We start from the raw sequence: 19183 nt of genomic DNA on the forward strand, positions 1-19183 counted from the left end.
AAATACTCATTATTCAATGAAACCTGACTACTCTGTTTTACATAGATTGGTTTTAGTATGTAACCTTTAGCTCAAAAAGCCAATCAACAAAACTTCAATATTTAATCAACATTTGTTGATATATAAATTAGTAATAAATTCCATATAGTTTGCTTTAAACAGGGGTAGTTGGATGTTTATTTAATAAGCTTTATATCTTTGTATAAACTAGTTTTTAATATCTTTAGAATTTGGGTTAAATCCTTATTAAAAGAAAGCTTGATTGCTGGATTGTACCTGACTCACACGATTTAGTTACCTGAATATTGTGAGCAGCAGATGGGCTAGCAAGCAAAGTTAAAAAAGTTGTTCAAATCAGTGTATTTTTGTATTTTAAACCGCGTCTACCTTGAAAACCGTAGTTTTTTTGGAATTAGGGTAAAGCTCAGAACTCAAGCCACGACCGAATAATATACTTTCCTTAAAAACTCTAGGTTTCAAAATGGACGGGGTTTATCTGGGGAAACATCAGATTTTGCTTTAAACATTGACATTAAATAACTGCTAATGTCAAAAGACAATTTGTCAAACTTCTGTTGCATAAAAAAGACGAACCAAACTTCCGGTAAAACCTTAAGCATTTGACTCGTCAAGGTGTTCTGCTAAAGAACTATATAAATTAATGATGTGACTGTCAGCCAAACTGTAATAGACATTTCGCCCTTCTCGGCGATAGCTGACTAAACGCATAGCTTTCAACAATCGCAGCTGATGACAAACGGCTGATTCACTCATTTTCGTCAACGCTGCTAAATCGCAAACACACAATTCTTGGTTTACTAAACCAGATAGTAGACGCAGACGGTTCGGATCTGCTAACACCCCAAAGAGTTCTGCCATCTGCTGCGCTTTATCTGTTGGTAGGATTTGTGACTGAGTTAAGCGGACATTATCTAGATGTATCAGATGGGTGTCACAGGTGGGCGCGTTGTCAGCACTTTGTAGTAGCTCGTTTTCTGACTTGGATGTGCGCTTGTTCATCTCTTTTTTTTGGCTGGCAGCAATGGTAATCAATCTCAATATTAACTAAAAATGTACTTATTTAACAATTGAGCAGTTGTTCAACTGTTGTATTAGAATATTGGTAGTTAACTTTGTAGCCTTTCTTGTCAAGCTGCCATGACTCAAACTCCCTCCATTAGAACTCAAGCTTTGCAGGTTGGTGGTATGGACTGCGGAAGCTGCGCTAAGACAATTGAAGTCAGCTTGCAGCAGTTACGTGGTGTGACCGAAGCATCTGTGAGCTTTGCGACAGAAAAAGTCAAAGTATCCTACGACTCACAGATAGTCAGTGAGAAGACGATTTTTGATCGGATCAAAGCTTTGGGCTATACAGTTGAGCAGAGTCATGAAGCAGCTACCCATCTCAGTCATTCCCATTCTTGTGACCACGACCATCACACTGATGCGGTTCCTACTCAAAGCCTACAAGCTAAAATTGGCGGGATGGATTGCGGCGGTTGTGCTAAGACAGTTGAGGTTGGTTTGCAGCAGATAGCAGGCGTTTTGGAGGTATCGGTCAGTTTTGCAACCCAAAGAGCGGACATATTATATAACCCGCAACAAGTCAATGAAACGGCGATTTTTGACCGGATTAAAACTTTGGGTTATACAGTCGAGCAAAGTGATGAGACTTCCATAAATCACGAACACCAACACCCTCATCCAGTCCGCCAGCAGTCTCAAAATACCGACTTGACAAACTGGAAATTCTGGATTCACAACCGCCGGGGGCTGAGTGTGATTTTAGCAGGAGTAGGTTTAGTTCTGGGTTTGATAACTCAGTATTTGGCGCTACCTATTTGGATAGTACGGGCTTTTTATGGCATTGGCATCATCGTAGCTGGATTTCCCATTGCACGAGCCGGTTTGATGGAGTTACGCCTACGCCGCGCCGATATGAACTTGCTGATGACGATTTCGGTGATTGGTGCGGTGATTTTAGGGGACTGGTTTGAAGCTGCATTGGTGATCTTTCTATTTTCCTTGGGGACGACGCTGCAAATTTTTACCTTTGGTCGTACCCGCAATGCTATCAGTAACCTGATGAATTTGACTCCACCGACTGCAACTATCAGGCGGGGTTCTCAGGAAGTAACAGTGCGCGTCGAAGAAATTCAAGTTGGGGAAACTCTGACAATTCGTCCAGGACAGCGTGTTGCTTTAGATGGAGTGGTGGTATCGGGAAATTCAGCAATTGACCAATCGCCAATTACAGGAGAATCTATTCCTGAAGATAAAGAAATAGGCGATCGCGTTTTTGCGGGAACATTAAATCAAACTGGCTTTTTAGAGGTGAAAGTCACACATACTGCTGCTGATACGACGGTGGCGAAAATTGTTCACTTAGTTGAAGTTGCTCAATCAAGCCGCGCACCTTCCCAGCAATGGGTAGATAAGTTTGCCGAAGTTTACACACCTATTGTAATAATGATAGCGATCGCTCTGGCTTTAATTCCGCCCTTGGTATTTGCTCAATCCTTTGATATTTGGCTTTATCGAGCGTTAGTGTTATTAGTAATTGCTTGTCCCTGTGCTTTGGTGATTTCTACCCCCGTTTCCATTGTCAGTGCTATTGGTGCAGCCACCCGTCAAGGGATATTATTCAAGGGCGGTAATAGCTTGGAAACTGCTGGAAAACTCACCAGTCTTGCTTTTGATAAAACGGGAACCCTGACCCAAGGAGAACCTGTAGTGCTACAGGTGAAGGAGTTGGGGGAAGTGAGTGCAACGCAGATATTATTAATCGCCGCTGCTTTGGAACAACAATCTGAACATCCTTTGGCTAGGGCGATAGTTGCAAAAGCCAGGGAGGAAGGAATAGAGTTAGAGAATCCCCAGAATTTTATAGCTTATCCTGGTAGAGGTATTACCGCAAATTTTGGCACAATGCAGTATTTTGTGGGAAATCGGCGGTTATTTGTGGATCAAGGTATCAGTTTATCACTGGCTGCCGAGTCCCTCTTGGGTGAGATGGAAAATTTGGGACAAACTCCAGTTTTAGTAGGCAATAGCCAGGGTTTATTAGGAGTGATTTCCCTGGCGGATGGCTTGCGCTTGGAGGCTGCGTCATCTGTGCGATTGTTGAAAAAGCAGGGATTGCAACATCTAGTCATGTTAACAGGCGATCGCACTCAGGTTGCCCAACAAATTGCTCAACAGCTTGACATTAAAGAGTATAAAGCAGAACTTTTACCAGAAGATAAGCTGCAAATAATTCAACAAATGCGCCGTTCTGGGATTGTGGGCATGGTAGGTGATGGTATAAATGATGCCCCGGCATTGGCGGCTGCGGATATCAGCTTTGCGGTGGGTGGGATAGATATAGCGTTGGAAACCGCTGATGTCGTACTGGTTGGTGGTGACTTAAGAAGACTCGCTACGGCTGTTGATTTGAGTCGCCGTACCGTAAAGGTAATTCAGCAAAATATTGTCTTTTCGCTGGTAACAAAAGCACTGTTTTTACTTTTGGGGACATTCGGATTTGTCGGGTTAGCAGTTGCAGTTTTAGCTGATACCGGAAGTTCTTTGTTTGTAACGGCGAATGGAATGCGGCTATTTAGAGCTAAACTATCTCAATAAACTACGCTTTGTAAATACCTGGTAAAAAATCGCTGTTCAAAATTAGTAATGGTGATATAGTTACTCCAATCGGTTCTGATGGGGAGCAGCCATCGGACGCAAGGGGGAAAGTCCGGTGTAAATCCGGCGCTGTCCCGCAACTGTGAGCCAAAATTAGGTGAGTCAGGATGCCCGCCGGTTAGAATCAATTCGTTTACATAAATCTGCGAGGTACAGATTATGAAAAGAAAAAAACAGGCGTTAGTCAGTCTAACCCTGATGGGAGTTATCAGTTTTTATCTAGTAGTTGGTTTACCCAAACCCGCCTACGCCATGCACATTATGGAAGGTTTTTTACCCGTGCAGTGGGCGATTTTTTGGTGGATTGTGGCATTACCATTTTTTCTATTGGGATTGCGTAGTCTGACTCGCATTACCCAAGCGAACCCGGAACTGAAACTACTGCTGGGCTTGGCTGGTGCTTTTACTTTTGTGCTGTCAGCGTTGAAAATCCCTTCCGTCACAGGTAGCTGTTCTCACCCAACAGGGACGGGGTTAGGTGCGGTGCTGTTTGGCCCCCTTACTATGTCAGTTTTGGGTAGCTTAGTGTTGTTATTTCAAGCTTTGTTACTGGCGCATGGTGGCTTGACGACGCTGGGTGCAAATGCTTTTTCGATGGCGATCGCTGGGCCATTTGCAGCTTACTGGATATATAATCTGACAATAAAGTTGGGTGGTAAACAAAAAATCGCCATATTTCTAGCAGCTGCGATCGCAGATTTACTCACCTACATTATCACTTCTATCCAACTCGCCCTAGCTTTTCCTGCACCTGTTGGTGGGTTTCTCGCTTCATTTACCAAGTTCGCCGGAATTTTCGCCATTACTCAAGTTCCCTTAGCAATTAGTGAAGGATTGCTAACTGTATTGGTGTGGAACTGGCTACAATCTTATAATCCTCAAGAATTAGAATTGTTGAAATTAATCAAACGGGAACCCCAAGGAAATGAGTCAATCTAAAAAAGGGTTGAGTAACTGGCTGTTGGTAGTAGCTGTATTAGCCTTAGCAGTTGCACCGTTAATATTTGTGCGTGGTGGCGAATTTGCCGGTTCCGATGACAAAGCAGAAAAAGCAATTACTGAAATACAACCTGGATATAAACCCTGGTTTAAATCATTTTTTGAACCAGCTAGTGGTGAAATAGAAAGTTTATTATTTGCTTCGCAAGCAGCTTTAGGTGCTGGAGTAGTCGGTTATGCAATTGGGTTGTATAAAGGACGTTCCCAACAACAAAAACGTGAAGAATGAGCCTGCAAATAGACACTTTAGCTTACACTAATCGACTACGAAGTTTGCCACCAGAACATAAACTAATTTTTGCATTTACTACTCTTGCTATTTCCTTTGCTACTCATCCGCTAGTGCAAATTTTAATGGCGCTTTGGATGGGTATTTGGACAGTTATTTATGCAAGAATTCCGGCTGGTGTTTATTTTCGGTTGTTAATGTTCACCATAGTTTTTTGTTTGACAAGTTTACCAGCCTTGATGGTGAATGGAGTTGCAATTACTGATTTACAAAGTGTCAAATTAGACTCATGGTATGGACTAACTCTCGGACACTTCTATATTTATATCAGTCATAGTGGCAGTAGCCAAGCATTGAGAATTTTAACCAGAGCATTAGCCTCTGTTTCTTGCCTATATTTTCTCATGCTAACTGTACCTTTCACGGAAATATTACAAACTCTGCGTTACTTAGGATTTCCAGTGCTTTTAACCGATTTATTATTATTAATGTATCGGTTTATTTTCATTCTGCTGAACACAGCCAATGAATTGTGGACAGCACAAAATTCCCGTGGTGGCTACCGTACTTGGCAAAGTGGAATGAAAAGTTTAGCACTACTAATCGCACAACTATTACAGCGAACTTTACAACGATATAGTCAGTTCTCTCTCGGATTACAATCACGGGGTTTTGTGACTGAATTTCGAGTTTGGCATCCTCGTCGCTATCGTCCCCAAGCACGATATATCATCGAAGCGATTTGCGGTTGTGTAGGATTAATAGGATTAGAGTTTTGGCGAAATGCAGGAATATTTACTCGAATTTGAGCAGGTATATTACACCTATTCAGGGGCGCAGGAATCAGCTTTGAATGGTCTAACACTGAAGATTCCATCAAGTAAAAAGTGTGCCTTAATTGGTCAGAATGGTTGTGGTAAAACGACATTGTTTCTATTAGCTAACGGTTTATATAAACCTGATTCTGGTGTTGTTCATTGGCGTGGTGAACCATTAAGTTATAATCGTAATTATCTGGGTAAATTACGGCAGAAAGTTGGCCTAGTATTTCAAGATCCAGAACAACAATTAGTAGCTTCTACGGTTGAAGAAGATATATCTTATGGTTTGTGTAATTTAGGTTTACCAGAACCAGAAATTAAAGACCGAGTAGAGCAAGCATTAATTGAATTTGAACTGACTGCTTTAGCAGAAAGACCAGTGCATCATCTGAGTTTAGGACAAAAAAAGCGAGTTTCTATAGCCGATGTGATGGTGCTACAACCGGAACTGTTGGTGTTGGATGAGCCAACTGCATATTTAGATATAAAACATACTCGTAATTTGATAGCAACCATGAAAAAAATTCATGGAGATGGAACCACTTTGTTGATGGCAACCCATGATTTAGATTTAGTCTATCGGTGGGCAGATTGGGTTTTTGTTATGGATAAAGGGCGGCTGATGCTAGAAGGTAAACCACAAGATGTATTTAGCCAGCGTACACTTTTAGAAGAGTTAGAGTTGGGCGTACCATTGATATATGAGATGTTATTTGATGGGCTATCTGCTGAGGAGGGAGTAGTTATAGAACGAGTGCGACAACGGATATTAGAGCGATTTCGTAATTTTTCTTGATTATACAGTTAGAGAATCTCAATAAATTAGGGACAATGCTTTTATAAAAGATCCAAAAATTTAATCATTTCATACAATGAATAATAAGTATATACAGTCTTGCTTTGTGTGATTTTCCACAAAAATTGTTTAGAGTTTGACATCACTTCTACTGAGATTGGTAAGCTATTTTGACTTTGATTAACTTTGAAGCCTGCACGTTTTAAAGCACGAATAGTCCACACAGATGCAATCCCCTCACCTATCAAATTAATTTCTCCTTTGTGGGATGTATGGAGATGAAATTCCCCAGAAGCAACATCGAACTCTACGCCTTCACTCTCAAAAGTATCAGCAAATGCACCACTCAACACCAAATCTTCTGGTGCGCCAACGTGTAAAATACCATTAGTTGATAATAGCCAAACTTTATCAGCCAAACGCAAAGCTAAATCTAAATCGTGGGTAGAAAGGAGAATCGCCTGATTGGTTTCTCGTGCTAACTGGCGTAACAATTGCATAATTTCCACCCGTCGCGGTAAATCTAAAAATGCTGTTGGCTCATCAAGTAACATCACAATAGGCGACTGAGCCAAAGCACGTGCAATCATGATTTTTTGGCGTTCACCATCACTTAATTCGCTAACTTGGCGTTGTGCTAAGTGTACTGCTCCTACAGATTTTATTGCCAAAGTTACTATAGCTTCATCTTCGGGTGTCAAATTTCCCCACCAATCAGTGTAAGGATATCGCCCCAAGCTGACCAAGGTGTAAGCTGATAGCATTCCGACATCAACTTTCTCGGTGAGTACCAAACTCAGACGTTTGGCTAATTCTTGTGGTGCTAACTTGTAAATATTTTCCCCCAAGAGTTGGACTTCACCTGATATTGGGGGTTGCATTCCGGCGAGCGATCGCAGTAATGTAGATTTACCCGCACCATTAGGGCCAAGTAAGCAAACCAGTTCCCCAGATTGCAGAGATACAGAAATATCCGATGCAACACACCGAACAGTTTTTCGGGATGTCTTATAACCAATAGTCAAGTTATGAGTTGTTAAAATCGAGTTACTCATTATCAGAATAATAATTCATAGCGAATTAACCTTAAAAACACTTTGCGTACCTCTGCGCTTACCTCCCTTCGGGTTCACCAGTCGCCTGCGGAGGGAAACCCTCCCGCAGCGCTGGTTCACCGCGTACCTCTGCGTTTCAAAAATCTTAAAAAGACTTTTGGGAATTACGCCGCAGAATTACCCAAGTCACAACAGGAGTTCCAATCAAAGCGGTGACAGCATTTAAAGGTAAAACCATCTGACTTACCGCAAGTTGAGAAAACAAATCTGCAAACAATGCTAAGATTGCACCCATCATTGTTACACTAGGAATTAATATCCGATGGTCGGAAGTATTGAACAGACTACGGCATAAATGGGGAATTGCTACACCTAAAAATGCAATGGGGCCGCAAAAAGCGGTAATTGCTCCAGCTAATATAGATGCACTGGTAATAATAGAAAATCTGGTTTTTTGCACAGTTAAACCTAAACTACGTGCATAAGATTCACCCAGTAAAAGTGCATTCAAAGATTTTGATTGCAACACTGCTCCCAATAAACTTAAAAGTATCACTGGAATTAAAACAACTAACTGTTTCCAAGTCACCCCAGCAAAACTACCAAAAGTCCACATAATATAACTTTGAATTCGTTCTTTTGAGCTAAACTGCAACAAAATACTTACTATTGCACTAGTAGCGTAGCCCAACAATAAACCTAAAATCAGTAGCGTCATTGTGTCCTGCACTCGGCGAGAAACAATTAACATCATCCCTAAAACTGATGCTGCGCCGAGACTTGCTGCTATGACTAAACTAAAATCGCCGAAGTATCCCAAATCGGCTAATAATGTTGGTGTCGTAGCACTTGCTGTCAGCACAACTAACGCTACACCTAAACTTGCACCAGAACTAATACCCAATACAAAAGGCCCAGCTAAGGGATTTTTAAATAGGGTTTGCATTTGTAAGCCACTCACGCCTAAAGCTGCACCAGCTAAAGTTGCAGTCAAGGCTTTAGGTAGGCGAAATTTGAGAATAATATGAGTCCAGGTAACTTTTTCTGGTTCTTGTCCAAGCAAAATTTTTATTACTTCATTAACAGGAATATCAACTGAACCCAAAGCTAAGTCTAATAAAAAAGCCAAGATTAAACTTATAAGTATAATTAAGAAAATAATAGTTTTGAAAACCGGAGTTTTTTGGGTTATTAGTGGAATTTTAAATTTATATTTTTCGCTGAACATTATTAATTAAGTTTGTGGTAATAAAATAGTTTATGGTTAGGTAATATCTCTGGATGCAGTATTTTCATTAAGTCAGATAAAACTATATCTGGGTTACTAATTCCGCCTTCCCAGTAATCATTACCTCCACTTTCATTGACACGGGCATTATTATTGTAAAGATTGCCTGTTTTCACAGCTTTAAAATCAGCATAGCGATTATCTTCAGCGACTAAATCCTTTAAATTCTTCCAAGATTGGCTAAAATTCAACCAGTAATCAGCATTGGCTGCACGTTCCAAAACAACTTCAAAAGATAAAGGTAAACTACCAGAGGATTTATCATCACTCCAGAGATAGTTTGTTCCTGCATCAGCCAGATATTTAGCTACGTAACTTTTGCCTCCAGGCATATACCAAGTTCCTTTAAAATTGAACCCTACGAATACAGTTGGACGATTTTTTACAGATTTAGCTTTTTGAGCTACTTGTTCATATTTATTGGCAATTTCACTAAATATTTTTTCTGCTTGCTCGTCTTTGTTAAAAAACAGAGCCGTAAATTTTAACCATTCGCTTCTTCCCAGTGGTGTGTCTTCCATATATTCAGAATTTATTGCCACTTTCAAACCCGCCTCTGTGAGTTTGCTATAACTATCAGTTTGGGAATTTCCAGTACCAAAAGTTGTTACCAAATCAGGATTTAATTCTAGTACTTTCTCTATATCCACATTTGAATTATCACCTACTTGTGCTAATTTTCCGGCTTTGATTCTCTCGACTACATCAGGAGTATTGACCTGTTTACTATTACTAATACCAATCAGTTTATCAACTACACCTAATTTGGCTAGGTGAGGTAAATGAGTAGTAGATAGAGAAACTATGGAATTAATGGGAACTGTAATTATCTGTGCTTGATTAAATCCTTTTGGCGTGGGAGTTCCACATTGGACTAAAACATATTGAAAACCTGTGTTAGTATTCTGCCAAGGATTTTTTATAGTGACTATTTTGTAGTGTTTATGATACTGTACTGCGAAGCCTGTTGCGTGAGTAATCTTGATTTTATTAGGGAAGTAATCAGTATTGGGGTCATATTTTTGAATGCAGTCGTTATTATTGGTATTTGTAGAGGTATCAATTGCCGTACTATGGCAAGCAATAATTAAAGTTGCAATGAGAAAAAACTGGTACAAAAAAATAATGGGTTTTGAGTGAGTCAGTTTTACCAATTTCATAGGGTTTGAGGAAATATAATTTTTCTCACGCAGAGACGCGGTTCGGCTTTGCCGTTCCCGCAGGGTGGCGCAGAGAGTTAGAGAAGAAGAGAAAAGAAGATGAACTAAATAAAATCTGTTTTATGTCTTCGCGTGAGATTTTTAAAAATAGAAGTTATGGGGAATCTGGTGGATAGCAATTTTCAATAACTTTGTTACCTTTTAGCAAATGTTCATTGACAATAGTTTCAGCTACACTTGAGTTAACGCGAGTGTACCAAGTTCTATCATCAGAATAAAATACTACTGGCCCTTGTTGGCAAACTTCCAAGCAGCCAGATGTTCTCACTTCCACATCTAAACCTGCATTTTCAACTGCGGATTTTAAAGCATCAAATGTGGGTTGCCATTTGCGTGAAGGAAGGCAGCGAGTAGAAGTGCAAACTGAAATATAAGAATGCTTCAGGGGATTTTTGCTAAACGGGATTGGTTGAATACCCAATACATAAATATCTCTTAATTCTTGATACAAAGCTAACTTTGATAAATCAGGTTTACCTTCTGGTAATAAATTTTCACCATCAACGAAAGGATTCGGTAATAAAATCGTCATCAATTGTTCATCTGCACCATTCCAAAACTGAATTCCCCAACTTCTGGGATTCCCTTCTGCATTAAACCGACGATAAAAAGCTGCACGACTAACTTGACGCTGCTTCCTGACTTCTACAGGGGTTCTACAAAGAGGCCCACCAAAATTAGTATCAATACACAAATGTAAATGCCAGCCTTCAGTGGCTACCGTCAAATATCCATCGTAGAGAATACAAAGTTTTGGTGCAGCATTAAATTCTAATTCCAAAACACTACCTTGGACAATATGCCCCACCCCTACCTGTTGCCAATTCTGCTCAAATAAAGTGTAAAGTAACGATGACAAAACATCACTTACACAATCAAAATATTCATACTCAATTGTCCCACCTGTAGACAACGCCTCAGTCACAACTTGATTTACTGGTGTAACCAAACAATTAAATTCACTCATCTTCAACTCTCCTCTGCGTGAAAAAATTCTTAACCTTAAAACCTAGAACTCAACCCAACCTGAAAAACCCTCCCCCCATCAGGAAAACCCGGAAACAACTGATAACGCTGGTTAAAGATATTATCTACACTACTTGTCAGTATCAAACTATCACTTAAAGGGACGCGCATTTTGAAATCTAAAGTAGTATAACCAGACAAAAACTCTGTATTATCGTTATTCGTTGGATACCCATTCAAAGAATTCATGAGCAATCCTAAATACCAACCTTGAGGATTTTCATAAGAAACACCCAAATTTAATTTATCCGCACCTGCAAATCGTAACTCCTTATCAACTTCCGCCGGATTAGAACTTTCTAAAATGCGCGGATCATTAGCTGTATAATTAGCAAAAGCATAGATATTCTTCGCTAGCTGCAAATTCAGAGAGGCTTCAATTCCTGTAGTTCTAACTAGTCCGATATTTTCAAAAGTACCTGTATTGCCATTCACGGGTGGTGTCAACCGCTTAAAGACAATTGTATCGGATACTGTGTTACTAAAGAACGTCAAACGTAATAAGCCTATATTACCTAACTTTTGGTCAATGCCAATATCAAAACTATCACCCTTTTCTGGTTTAAGTTCAGGATTACCAATATTAGTAGGATTATTGTTAAATAAATTGGCAATGGTTGGCGCTCGAAAGTTTTTGATGTAGTTTGCTCTGACTGTTGTGGAGTCAGAGACTGCTAATTTTGTACCTACAGATGGTGATGTAAATGAACCATTTACCAAGCTACTGAAATCTTGGCGTACTCCTAAATTGATACTGAAACTAGAAGTAAGATTATTTTCATATTTAGCGAAAATGGCTCCTTGACTAATACTGTCATTGTAATTTTCTCTATTGACATTACTGCCATAATTAAAGGTGGTATTACGCACATTTGCATTCCGGTAATCAAAGCCATAAACTAAAATCTGATTTTTGGTAAGATTCCAACTATGTGTGGTTTGAATACCGTAAGAAACTTGGTTAGAATCAAACCGATTTTGAGATGAAAGTGCGCCACTACGGTTATCAAAACGAGTATTGAGAAAATCAGTATAAACTCTGGCTGTTAAAAGTGAATCATTACCATTCCCTAATTTGGAATTCCAGGTTAAATCAGTGAGAACTTGGTCTGTGTATTTGCGATTATTGTCGGTGAAAGAATTGAAAAAACCTTGCCCAAATTGGGGTTCAGGAATTGCTACCCCTCCTGGTACTCCTTGTTCTTTGCTTAAGTATAGGCTTGAGAGAGTTAAGGTATTACGTGTGCCTAAATCTGCCTCTAGTTTGACATTAAAGTTGTTAAATAGAGCATCATTATTTGTTCTAGTTCCTGTAAAATTGGCTTCAGGGATTGTAAAAGGATAATTATTTTCTGCTTGTGTACGGTTGTAACCTACAACCCAAGAAATTGCACCCGCTTTCCCACTATTTTGAATACTTTTTTGGTTTAGTCCATAAGCACCAATATTAATTTTGGCTTCTGTTGTAACTTTCTCTGTGGGACGACGAGTGACAATATTAATTACCCCTCCTATCGCATCAGAACCATAAAGAGTTGAACCTCCTCCTGGTAATACTTCGACTCTTTCAATATTATTAGTGGTAAATTCTGAGAGGTCAAAACCACCGCCACCAAGATTATTAATCGGTCTACCATCAAGCAATATTAATACTTGATCGGTATTAGAACCGCGAATAAATTGACCACTTAAAGCATTAACTTCTGTGCCAACAGTACCATCACCCAAGATACCAGGAAGAAATCGCAGTGCTTCTTTGACAGTTCTTGCACCCTGCGCTTCCATTTCTTCACCCGTAATTACGTAAACGGGACGGGTGGAATCTTTTACTGTCCCTTCGCGGCGAAAGGGTGAAAATACAGGTTCATTCAATAGCTTGTCGATGACTGTTAATTCAATATCGGGTTCTGTTTCTGTTGTGGAGGCTGGAGTATTTTCAGGTGTTACTTGTGCAACTGGTTGTAAGTCTCTTGCAGAACCTTCATACTTAGGAAACTCAGATATTTGTGCAACTTGATTAGCAATCGCTACATTTCTTCCGCAGACTATCCCATAGATTGCGGTAAAAACAAAGATTTTTGAGAAAAATTCACAATAAGTAACTGTACGGGAAGTGGACATGAAACTCCTCGTTTTCAGTAAAGACAGGTATTTATTTGTGCTATGAGTTTTTAAGATTTAGGCTTCAACTAGCTTGCTACAATGCATTGCCATACCTAAATCATGATGGATACTATTTGGATAGCAAAAAAGACTTTGTGGTATTCCTTATGGATACCCAAATCCCTATAAGACAACCAAAAATTAAGTGTCGTTACTAACAGCGAAGCGAATTAGTAAAACTTGCAGAGGGTACTGTCTTAAAACAGTATCTGTACCCATGAAATTTATTAATCAAATGTATCATCTGTGCCTCGCAGATAAATGTTTTGTGTCTAGAGTGAGTCGGCGGGCATTCTGACTAAGAGACACGTTATATTCGTCTCATTACAGCTGCGGGACAGCGCCGGATTTACACCGAACTTTCCCCCTTGCGCCTGATGGCTGCTCACCATCAGAACCGACAGTTATTTGTCACATTACCATAGTTATTGTGTATATGTAAATTTAGTCAATAATAATTTTGATTCCCCATATTACTTACTGAATATAGAATTATACTTGTGCTACAGTTAACACTCATAAAATAAATCCCCTAATTATCAGGATAGGGGACTTTTCACACACTCTAGATTTAATTTTGTCCAGAGTATTACATTTCTAAGAAGTATTGTAAGACTTTAATTTTGCTATTAAAGCTCTATACATAGCAATTGGGAAAAAGCGGTAAAACTAGAAAGCTTGTTTTTGCTTTTGGATGAGTCTCATTGTGTTTTTGCTCCTGTTAAAAGGGTGTGCGGAGGTTGGAATTCTGCCCATTCTTTGCATACAGTTTGGTAACATTGCGGTGGTGTAATTGGTAAATTAGTTAAATAGAAAAAAGCAGCTTGATAACCGTATTCCAACAAAAAAATAACATCTTTTTGAGGATTATATTTATCTAAAGCTTCGAGAATATGAGCATTCATGAAGTGTCTTTGCAACAGTACAGTATCGGGTGCTGCTAACCAAGCATTTAAGAAAGCTGCGAGATTTTTACGCGGGATAAAATGCGCTTTAAATGTTTCGCCAGCCATACCTAAATGCACAGAATTAGTGCTGCAAATCACGACACCACGTTCTCCTCCTAAATAACCTACCCAAGCGTTGTAACCAATTGCCAATAAATTAGTGGCTATAAAATTTTGTTGCCAATCTTGGGTGTTTATTTCTGGGATCATCTTTAATTAATCTCCTTTAGATAACTGCCAAAGTTGAATGGAATAACACAGATGGTTTTCAAAAATAGCGCGTGCTGCTAATCCCTCAGCAATTGGCTTTTCGAGCCAACGCTTAAATGCCCAACGTCCGATCGCGTATAATGGTGGGAGTGCGATCGCTACAACATCAGCAATATATTTAACTGTACTCAGCCCAAAAGTACGAAAGTTATCAACACACAAGTCAATCGTTGGTGCAACTTGAGTGGAGATGTCTTCAGTTTTGATTAACTTAAATCCAGCCTGTTCTAACGCCGCTTGGAGTTCACTGGCGACATGACAATTAGAAAAAATACCTTCTTGGTATTCGGCATCAAAACGCATCATATCTGCAAGCAGCAAGTAGCCACCGCTATCCAGTAAACGAGCCGCACCTTGAGCTAAATCGAGAGCAGCAATATATTGGCTGCTCTCACTGAACAGAATTAAGTCGTAGGAGTATGATTTGTGAAAATCTTCAAATCTCGTTAAGTAGAAAGGTACTTGACTGTTGGTATTTTTAATAAACCTCTCTTGCTGGAGTGCGTCGGGTGCTAATCCCTCAACAATTAAACCGCGTGAGCACAAATATGCTGCGTTACCTCCAATACCACAGCCTACGTCAAGCACAGTTTTTATACTTTCTGGGATAAAACTCAAAAGTTTGGCTGCATAGCTTTCCTGCGCCACACGCAGGCGAGTTAGAGTTAATTCTTCACCTTGAGTAGGTAATGGCTCCCAGTACCCGTAATGGAGATAGGAGGAGTTTGTGAGTCCCATGTAATAATCTATCGCTGCATTTTGGTAGCGAGTTGCTTTGGGAATATTGCTTGATTTTGGCTTAAGCATTGGGACTAAAGTAAGTTTTAGGGTATTAGGCTTGGTTTAAATTCTGACCATCGCTTGCAAACTTGTTCGTAGCAATCGGGTGGAGTAATTTTTAGTTGGTGTAAAAAATTAACCTCAATCTGAGGTTCAGCCTTTAGCACCAGAAGAATATCTTGATGGGGATTGTATGTTGCGATCACCGGGGAAATTGATGAAATCATGGATGAGCAGATTGATTGCGATATAGCTCCGCTATCCTGAAAAGAACGCAAGTAAAACCTAATCAGATCGGAGGGAAGAAATTGCAGGGTGAAGGAAACTGTATCAACACTTGTATTTGTCGGGTGAGTAACTTTAGTATCCACATCACAAATAACAACTCCCCGCCCAAATGACTGAAATCCTTTCCATCCTGTGTAACCGATTACCAGCAGATTATTATGAATAAAGCTATTTTGCCAGTAGCCGAAATTTCCTTGCCAAACACTATTGGATGGTCGCATTGACTTCCTCCCCCAACACCAATGATTCAATGCGAACCTGCTCAAGCTCTCGTCCAATCAATACTAATCGCGTTTGACGGGCTTGGTGGGGTTGCCAAGGACGATCATAAAAGTAGTCAAATCGATTACCGACACCCTGTAATACCAGACGCATGGCTTTATTTGGAACTGCTACAAATCCCTTAATTCGATAAATTTCTTGCTGTTGCACCAATGTTTGCAAGCGTTTGACTAAGACAGTCGGCTCAAATGCCTGGTTTAGCAGTAGTTGCACTGCATTAATCCCTTCATCATGTTCATGTTCAGCTTCGGTGTCGTGGTGACTGGGGCGACTATCCAAGTTGTCTTCTACAGCAGCGTTAAAACCGAGTAACAAATCGCCACTGATTTTACCGTCCTGGCAAGGAATGACTTTTACACCAGGGGATAAGTTCTGCTTTAGCCAATCCTGCACCCTAACTTGCGTTGGTAAATCAACGCGATCGCTCTTAGTCAGCAATACTAGATCAGCACAAGCCAGTTGATCTTCAAACAGTTCCTCAATCGGTGTTTCGTGTTCTATGCTAGAGTCGGCTTGTCTCTGTGCTAACAGAGCTGCTAAATCGCCTACATATTGATTAGTTGCCAACGCTTCACAGTCCACCACAGTAATTACGCTGTCAACTGTAGCGCCTGTGCGAATCTCCGGCCAGCGAAATGCTTGCACCAATGGTTTTGGGAGTGCTAGTCCAGAGGTTTCAATCAACATACAGTCTAGGCTCGCGCGTCGCTTCAGTAATTCTTGCATCGCTGGGAGAAATTCCTCTTGCACCGTACAGCACAGACAACCGTTAGTGAGTTCAACAATATTACTGTTGGAGTCTTCTTCATCGTCACAAACTTGGCAATCACGCAAAAGTTCGCCATCAATTCCGATTTCTCCAAATTCATTTACCAAAACAGCAATGCGTCGTCCCTCATTGTTTTGCAGTAAATGGCGAATTAACGTCGTTTTGCCTGCACCTAGAAATCCTGTAATTACTGTGACGGGAATTTTTTGCATATAAAGTGTGTCGTTTGTTGATTAATTTTGCGATGTGTAGGAAGTTGTTCAAACCGCAGATATCACTACAGTCAGCAGGCGTTAAAATCCAAATATTCATAACTAGCTGCGATCGCCCAAAACAAAACTTAAATTCGTTCTTAGTACAGGATTTCACAAGTTCGTAGCGAATCCTCTGCGTACCTCTGCGCTAACCTTCCCTACGGGACGCTCCGCGAATGCGTTCCTCTGCGTTTAAATTTCAATCCTCAATTCGCGCAAAGCAGTACTTAGTTAAAGTGGTGTCGGGTTGGCTACCTAACCAAGCTTGAGGGATTTTGGTTGGCAAAGTTTCTGTCCATCAATTCTGTGCGTGAGTTTGCCCGCACAGCCCGAAACATTCCAAATCGGCACAACCCTGCACCAAAAGCCAAACGCATCAGTAAAAGCGTCGGTACTTCGCGCACAGACTTGATGAAACCAGACAGCCCAAAACGCACCAATCCCTCTGGTCGAGCCACTCCTTGCCAAATCGAATCGAACCAAGAAGGAAGGGTTTCTTGCGTCCAGTCTGCCGTAATTACCTCCCCCTCAACTAATTTTGTCCCCACCAAAAGCTCGGAAAAGCCTTCAATGCTGGAAAAAGCTGGATGAGACCACTGATCGAGAAGTTGCCGCATTACTGGTTTCTCCCAAAAATTTAAAGGTTTTTGGCGATCGTCCCTCTGATTCCAGTCAGCTAGAACCAACACTCCACCAGGCTTTAGCACCCGCATTAATTCTCTAGCAAAAACGGTTTTATCTGGCATGTGGGGGCCTGCTTCAATCGACCAAACCACATCAAAACTGGCATCTGGAAACGACAATGCCATCGCATCATCGACCGCAAACTGGGCATTTAGCCCTTGGGGTGTTAACTCCTGGGCGCGGTTAACCTGAATAGGGCTGATGGTAATCCCTGTAACAGCAAACCCATAATCTCGCGCTAAAATCCGGCTGCTGCCCCCAATACCACAGCCAACATCTAAGACAGTAGTACCAGGAGGTAATTTTTCTATTCCACCCCATTTAACCATTTCATGGACAAAATCAGATTTAGCAGCCAAAAAATCCTTGCGTCGTGGTGGCGAACCGTAATGACCGAGGTGAATGTGTTCCCCCCAATAAAACTCTAGGATGCCGTCAAGCGTCCATTGATCGTAGGAATTGGCGACTGTGGATGAGGATTGATACTTGCGGGCAGTTAGGAAATAAGCCGCAATTCCAATTACTAAAAGCATCAGAAAACCAATTACAGAATATAATAAAGTTGACATTTTTTTGAACGTTTTTGTACACCTATTTGAGTCGATCTAACGGTTTACTTATTGCTGCTTGTCCCGAATCAGACGAGCGATGTCGTAACCGTCCGACGGATGCAATCGCAATATAAATCATCCGATACATCGACATTGCAATGTTTTGAACATCTTGAATAATTTTCCCTTGAAATAGACTGGGCTTGTGTTTATCTTGGGGGAGAGCCGTTTGTTTGACAAAGGGGTGAATAGCAGTAGGAATCTTCCCAGTTCGGTGAAGATAGAATTTCGGCATGATAATTAACTGAAGTATTAATTTAGTAACTTAGCAATTTCTCTGCGTGATTGGGAAAGTATTTGTTCAGTGGTGAAACAGGACTATGTATGTCATACACGCCATTTACTACCTGTTTTGAACAACTTCCATCTGTTAGTTAATACAGCGTTTTTTTGTTGTTGTGACTATTTGCAAGCGATACTCTCATAGGGAGTGGCTTATAGCGATCGCTGCATCTCAAGACACAACTTGTACCGGAAATTAATCGCTTACCCTCTCATAGAAAGTCGTAATCTGTAGCGGATTGATATGTGGGGCTATGAAAACGTAAAGCTGAGTAGTTGTAGAAATCTTCATAAAAATACTTATCTGTGCCTCGCAGATGTACAAAATTTACAAGTTCACTTCGGCGGGCATTCTGACTCACAAGGCGAACCTTGATTACAGCTGCGGGACAGCGCCGGATTTACACCGGACTTTCCCCCTTGAGTCTGATGGCTGACTCCCAACAGAACCGAGTTGATATTGGTCTAATAATAGCATGATTATGAATTTAATAATACTTAAACTGACTGGTTGCAATAGCTACCATTTTTTAGTGGGATTGAGACAAAAACAACCAAACAAGAACCTCAAATCTATATACAGAAAGACTTTAATATCGTTTTATTTAGTTTCTTAATATATCTAAGTTTTGGGCTATTTTTGAGCATAAGGTGTATTTCTCTTACGCTGCATGGGTTTGAGACTTGTTTTTCCCTCAAAAATGTTTAAGTCCCGCTAAATGCACAGTTACTAATAAT

At 40.5% G+C, this 19183-nt stretch carries 18 protein-coding genes and 3 riboswitches; of the genes, 5 read left to right on the forward strand and 13 right to left on the reverse strand.

What is annotated here, in order from left to right; translation table 11 throughout:
* Positions 1-612 precede the first annotated feature (612 nt).
* The gene (locus ACM0OY_RS20610; RefSeq protein WP_414570713.1) at positions 613-1020 is read right to left on the reverse strand and encodes an ArsR/SmtB family transcription factor; all 408 of its coding nucleotides are present in this window, start codon (positions 1018-1020) and stop codon (positions 613-615) included.
* 138 nt (positions 1021-1158) lie between these two features.
* Here ACM0OY_RS20610 and ACM0OY_RS20615 point away from each other — a divergent pair, with 138 nt between their 5' ends.
* The 5 genes from ACM0OY_RS20615 (at position 1159) to ACM0OY_RS20635 (ending at position 6526) form a co-directional block, all read left to right on the forward strand.
* Complete coding sequence (locus ACM0OY_RS20615) at positions 1159-3621, forward strand: heavy metal translocating P-type ATPase (protein ID WP_414570714.1); 2463 nt, start codon at positions 1159-1161, stop codon at positions 3619-3621.
* Between the two features lie 53 nt (positions 3622-3674).
* Positions 3675-3815: riboswitch (cobalamin riboswitch) on the forward strand.
* A 25-nt stretch (positions 3816-3840) separates the two neighbouring features.
* A complete protein-coding gene (locus ACM0OY_RS20620; protein WP_414570715.1) occupies positions 3841-4620 on the forward strand; it encodes an energy-coupling factor ABC transporter permease in 780 nt (259 codons plus the stop codon).
* A complete protein-coding gene (locus ACM0OY_RS20625) occupies positions 4607-4909 on the forward strand; it encodes an energy-coupling factor ABC transporter substrate-binding protein (RefSeq protein WP_322677886.1) in 303 nt (100 codons plus the stop codon). Before ACM0OY_RS20620 ends, ACM0OY_RS20625 begins: the two co-directional genes overlap by 14 nt.
* Positions 4906-5718, forward strand: coding sequence for a cobalt ECF transporter T component CbiQ (gene cbiQ, locus ACM0OY_RS20630; RefSeq protein WP_414570716.1), 813 nt, complete (start codon positions 4906-4908; stop codon positions 5716-5718). Before ACM0OY_RS20625 ends, cbiQ begins: the two co-directional genes overlap by 4 nt.
* The gene (locus ACM0OY_RS20635) at positions 5693-6526 is read left to right on the forward strand and encodes an energy-coupling factor ABC transporter ATP-binding protein (RefSeq protein WP_414570717.1); all 834 of its coding nucleotides are present in this window, start codon (positions 5693-5695) and stop codon (positions 6524-6526) included. The genes cbiQ and ACM0OY_RS20635 overlap by 26 nt, the downstream gene beginning before the upstream one ends.
* Before the next feature lie 41 nt (positions 6527-6567).
* Here ACM0OY_RS20635 and ACM0OY_RS20640 read toward each other — a convergent pair whose 3' ends face one another.
* The 12 genes from ACM0OY_RS20640 to ACM0OY_RS20695 form a co-directional block, all read right to left on the reverse strand.
* On the reverse strand, positions 6568-7581 hold the full coding sequence (locus tag ACM0OY_RS20640; protein ID WP_414570718.1) for an ABC transporter ATP-binding protein: 1014 nt from the start codon (positions 7579-7581) through the stop codon (positions 6568-6570).
* 145 nt (positions 7582-7726) lie between these two features.
* Positions 7727-8809 (reverse strand): iron chelate uptake ABC transporter family permease subunit, encoded by a 1083-nt coding sequence (locus tag ACM0OY_RS20645; protein ID WP_414570719.1) that lies wholly within the window; start codon positions 8807-8809, stop codon positions 7727-7729.
* 2 nt (positions 8810-8811) lie between these two features.
* Positions 8812-10029 (reverse strand): ABC transporter substrate-binding protein, encoded by a 1218-nt coding sequence (locus ACM0OY_RS20650; RefSeq protein WP_414570720.1) that lies wholly within the window; start codon positions 10027-10029, stop codon positions 8812-8814.
* A 154-nt stretch (positions 10030-10183) separates the two neighbouring features.
* Positions 10184-11056: a (2Fe-2S) ferredoxin domain-containing protein gene (locus ACM0OY_RS20655; RefSeq protein WP_414570721.1), complete on the reverse strand. Its 873-nt coding sequence runs from the start codon at positions 11054-11056 to the stop codon at positions 10184-10186.
* Positions 11057-11091: 35 nt separating this feature from the next.
* Positions 11092-13236, reverse strand: coding sequence for a TonB-dependent receptor plug domain-containing protein (locus ACM0OY_RS20660; protein WP_414570722.1), 2145 nt, complete (start codon positions 13234-13236; stop codon positions 11092-11094).
* Between the two features lie 308 nt (positions 13237-13544).
* Positions 13545-13695: riboswitch (cobalamin riboswitch) on the reverse strand.
* A gap of 284 nt (positions 13696-13979) precedes the next feature.
* Positions 13980-14435, reverse strand: a complete 456-nt coding sequence (locus ACM0OY_RS20665) for a hypothetical protein (RefSeq protein ID WP_414570723.1) — start codon at positions 14433-14435, stop codon at positions 13980-13982.
* Between the two features lie 6 nt (positions 14436-14441).
* Positions 14442-15302, reverse strand: a complete 861-nt coding sequence (locus ACM0OY_RS20670) for a class I SAM-dependent DNA methyltransferase (protein ID WP_414570724.1) — start codon at positions 15300-15302, stop codon at positions 14442-14444.
* 17 nt (positions 15303-15319) lie between these two features.
* A complete protein-coding gene (locus ACM0OY_RS20675; RefSeq protein ID WP_414570725.1) occupies positions 15320-15784 on the reverse strand; it encodes a hypothetical protein in 465 nt (154 codons plus the stop codon).
* On the reverse strand, positions 15768-16826 hold the full coding sequence (cobW, locus tag ACM0OY_RS20680; RefSeq protein ID WP_414570726.1) for a cobalamin biosynthesis protein CobW: 1059 nt from the start codon (positions 16824-16826) through the stop codon (positions 15768-15770). The genes ACM0OY_RS20675 and cobW overlap by 17 nt, the downstream gene beginning before the upstream one ends.
* A 293-nt stretch (positions 16827-17119) precedes the next feature.
* Positions 17120-18121 carry a methyltransferase domain-containing protein gene (locus ACM0OY_RS20685; RefSeq protein WP_414570727.1) on the reverse strand — a complete coding sequence of 334 codons (1002 nt, stop codon included), beginning with the start codon at positions 18119-18121 and terminating at the stop codon, positions 17120-17122.
* A gap of 22 nt (positions 18122-18143) precedes the next feature.
* Positions 18144-18398 (reverse strand): hypothetical protein, encoded by a 255-nt coding sequence (locus tag ACM0OY_RS20690; protein ID WP_414570728.1) that lies wholly within the window; start codon positions 18396-18398, stop codon positions 18144-18146.
* Positions 18399-18657: 259 nt separating this feature from the next.
* Positions 18658-18807 carry a hypothetical protein gene (locus tag ACM0OY_RS20695; protein ID WP_414570729.1) on the reverse strand — a complete coding sequence of 50 codons (150 nt, stop codon included), beginning with the start codon at positions 18805-18807 and terminating at the stop codon, positions 18658-18660.
* Positions 18771-18914: riboswitch (cobalamin riboswitch) on the reverse strand. (Overlaps the previous gene by 37 nt.)
* Positions 18915-19183: the final 269 nt, after the last annotated feature.

It is taken from the genome of Nostoc sp. CCY 9925 (assembly GCF_963920935.1).
Lineage (GTDB): Bacteria > Cyanobacteriota > Cyanobacteriia > Cyanobacteriales > Nostocaceae > Nostoc.

Excerpts from the sequence above, each read along its gene's own strand:
- ACM0OY_RS20610 (WP_414570713.1), bottom strand. The coding sequence starts at position 1,020 with ATGAACAAGCGCACATCCAAGTCAGAAAACGAGCTACTACAAAGTGCT.
- ACM0OY_RS20615 (WP_414570714.1), top strand. The coding sequence starts at position 1,159 with ATGACTCAAACTCCCTCCATTAGAACTCAAGCTTTGCAGGTTGGTGGT.
- ACM0OY_RS20620 (WP_414570715.1), top strand. The coding sequence starts at position 3,841 with ATGAAAAGAAAAAAACAGGCGTTAGTCAGTCTAACCCTGATGGGAGTT.
- ACM0OY_RS20625 (WP_322677886.1), top strand. The coding sequence starts at position 4,607 with ATGAGTCAATCTAAAAAAGGGTTGAGTAACTGGCTGTTGGTAGTAGCT.
- cbiQ (WP_414570716.1), top strand. The coding sequence starts at position 4,906 with ATGAGCCTGCAAATAGACACTTTAGCTTACACTAATCGACTACGAAGT.
- ACM0OY_RS20635 (WP_414570717.1), top strand. The coding sequence starts at position 5,693 with ATGCAGGAATATTTACTCGAATTTGAGCAGGTATATTACACCTATTCA.
- ACM0OY_RS20640 (WP_414570718.1), bottom strand. The coding sequence starts at position 7,581 with ATGAGTAACTCGATTTTAACAACTCATAACTTGACTATTGGTTATAAG.
- ACM0OY_RS20645 (WP_414570719.1), bottom strand. The coding sequence starts at position 8,809 with ATGTTCAGCGAAAAATATAAATTTAAAATTCCACTAATAACCCAAAAA.
- ACM0OY_RS20650 (WP_414570720.1), bottom strand. The coding sequence starts at position 10,029 with ATGAAATTGGTAAAACTGACTCACTCAAAACCCATTATTTTTTTGTAC.
- ACM0OY_RS20655 (WP_414570721.1), bottom strand. The coding sequence starts at position 11,056 with ATGAGTGAATTTAATTGTTTGGTTACACCAGTAAATCAAGTTGTGACT.
- ACM0OY_RS20660 (WP_414570722.1), bottom strand. The coding sequence starts at position 13,236 with ATGTCCACTTCCCGTACAGTTACTTATTGTGAATTTTTCTCAAAAATC.
- ACM0OY_RS20665 (WP_414570723.1), bottom strand. The coding sequence starts at position 14,435 with ATGATCCCAGAAATAAACACCCAAGATTGGCAACAAAATTTTATAGCC.
- ACM0OY_RS20670 (WP_414570724.1), bottom strand. The coding sequence starts at position 15,302 with ATGCTTAAGCCAAAATCAAGCAATATTCCCAAAGCAACTCGCTACCAA.
- ACM0OY_RS20675 (WP_414570725.1), bottom strand. The coding sequence starts at position 15,784 with ATGCGACCATCCAATAGTGTTTGGCAAGGAAATTTCGGCTACTGGCAA.
- cobW (WP_414570726.1), bottom strand. The coding sequence starts at position 16,826 with ATGCAAAAAATTCCCGTCACAGTAATTACAGGATTTCTAGGTGCAGGC.
- ACM0OY_RS20685 (WP_414570727.1), bottom strand. The coding sequence starts at position 18,121 with ATGTCAACTTTATTATATTCTGTAATTGGTTTTCTGATGCTTTTAGTA.
- ACM0OY_RS20690 (WP_414570728.1), bottom strand. The coding sequence starts at position 18,398 with ATGCCGAAATTCTATCTTCACCGAACTGGGAAGATTCCTACTGCTATT.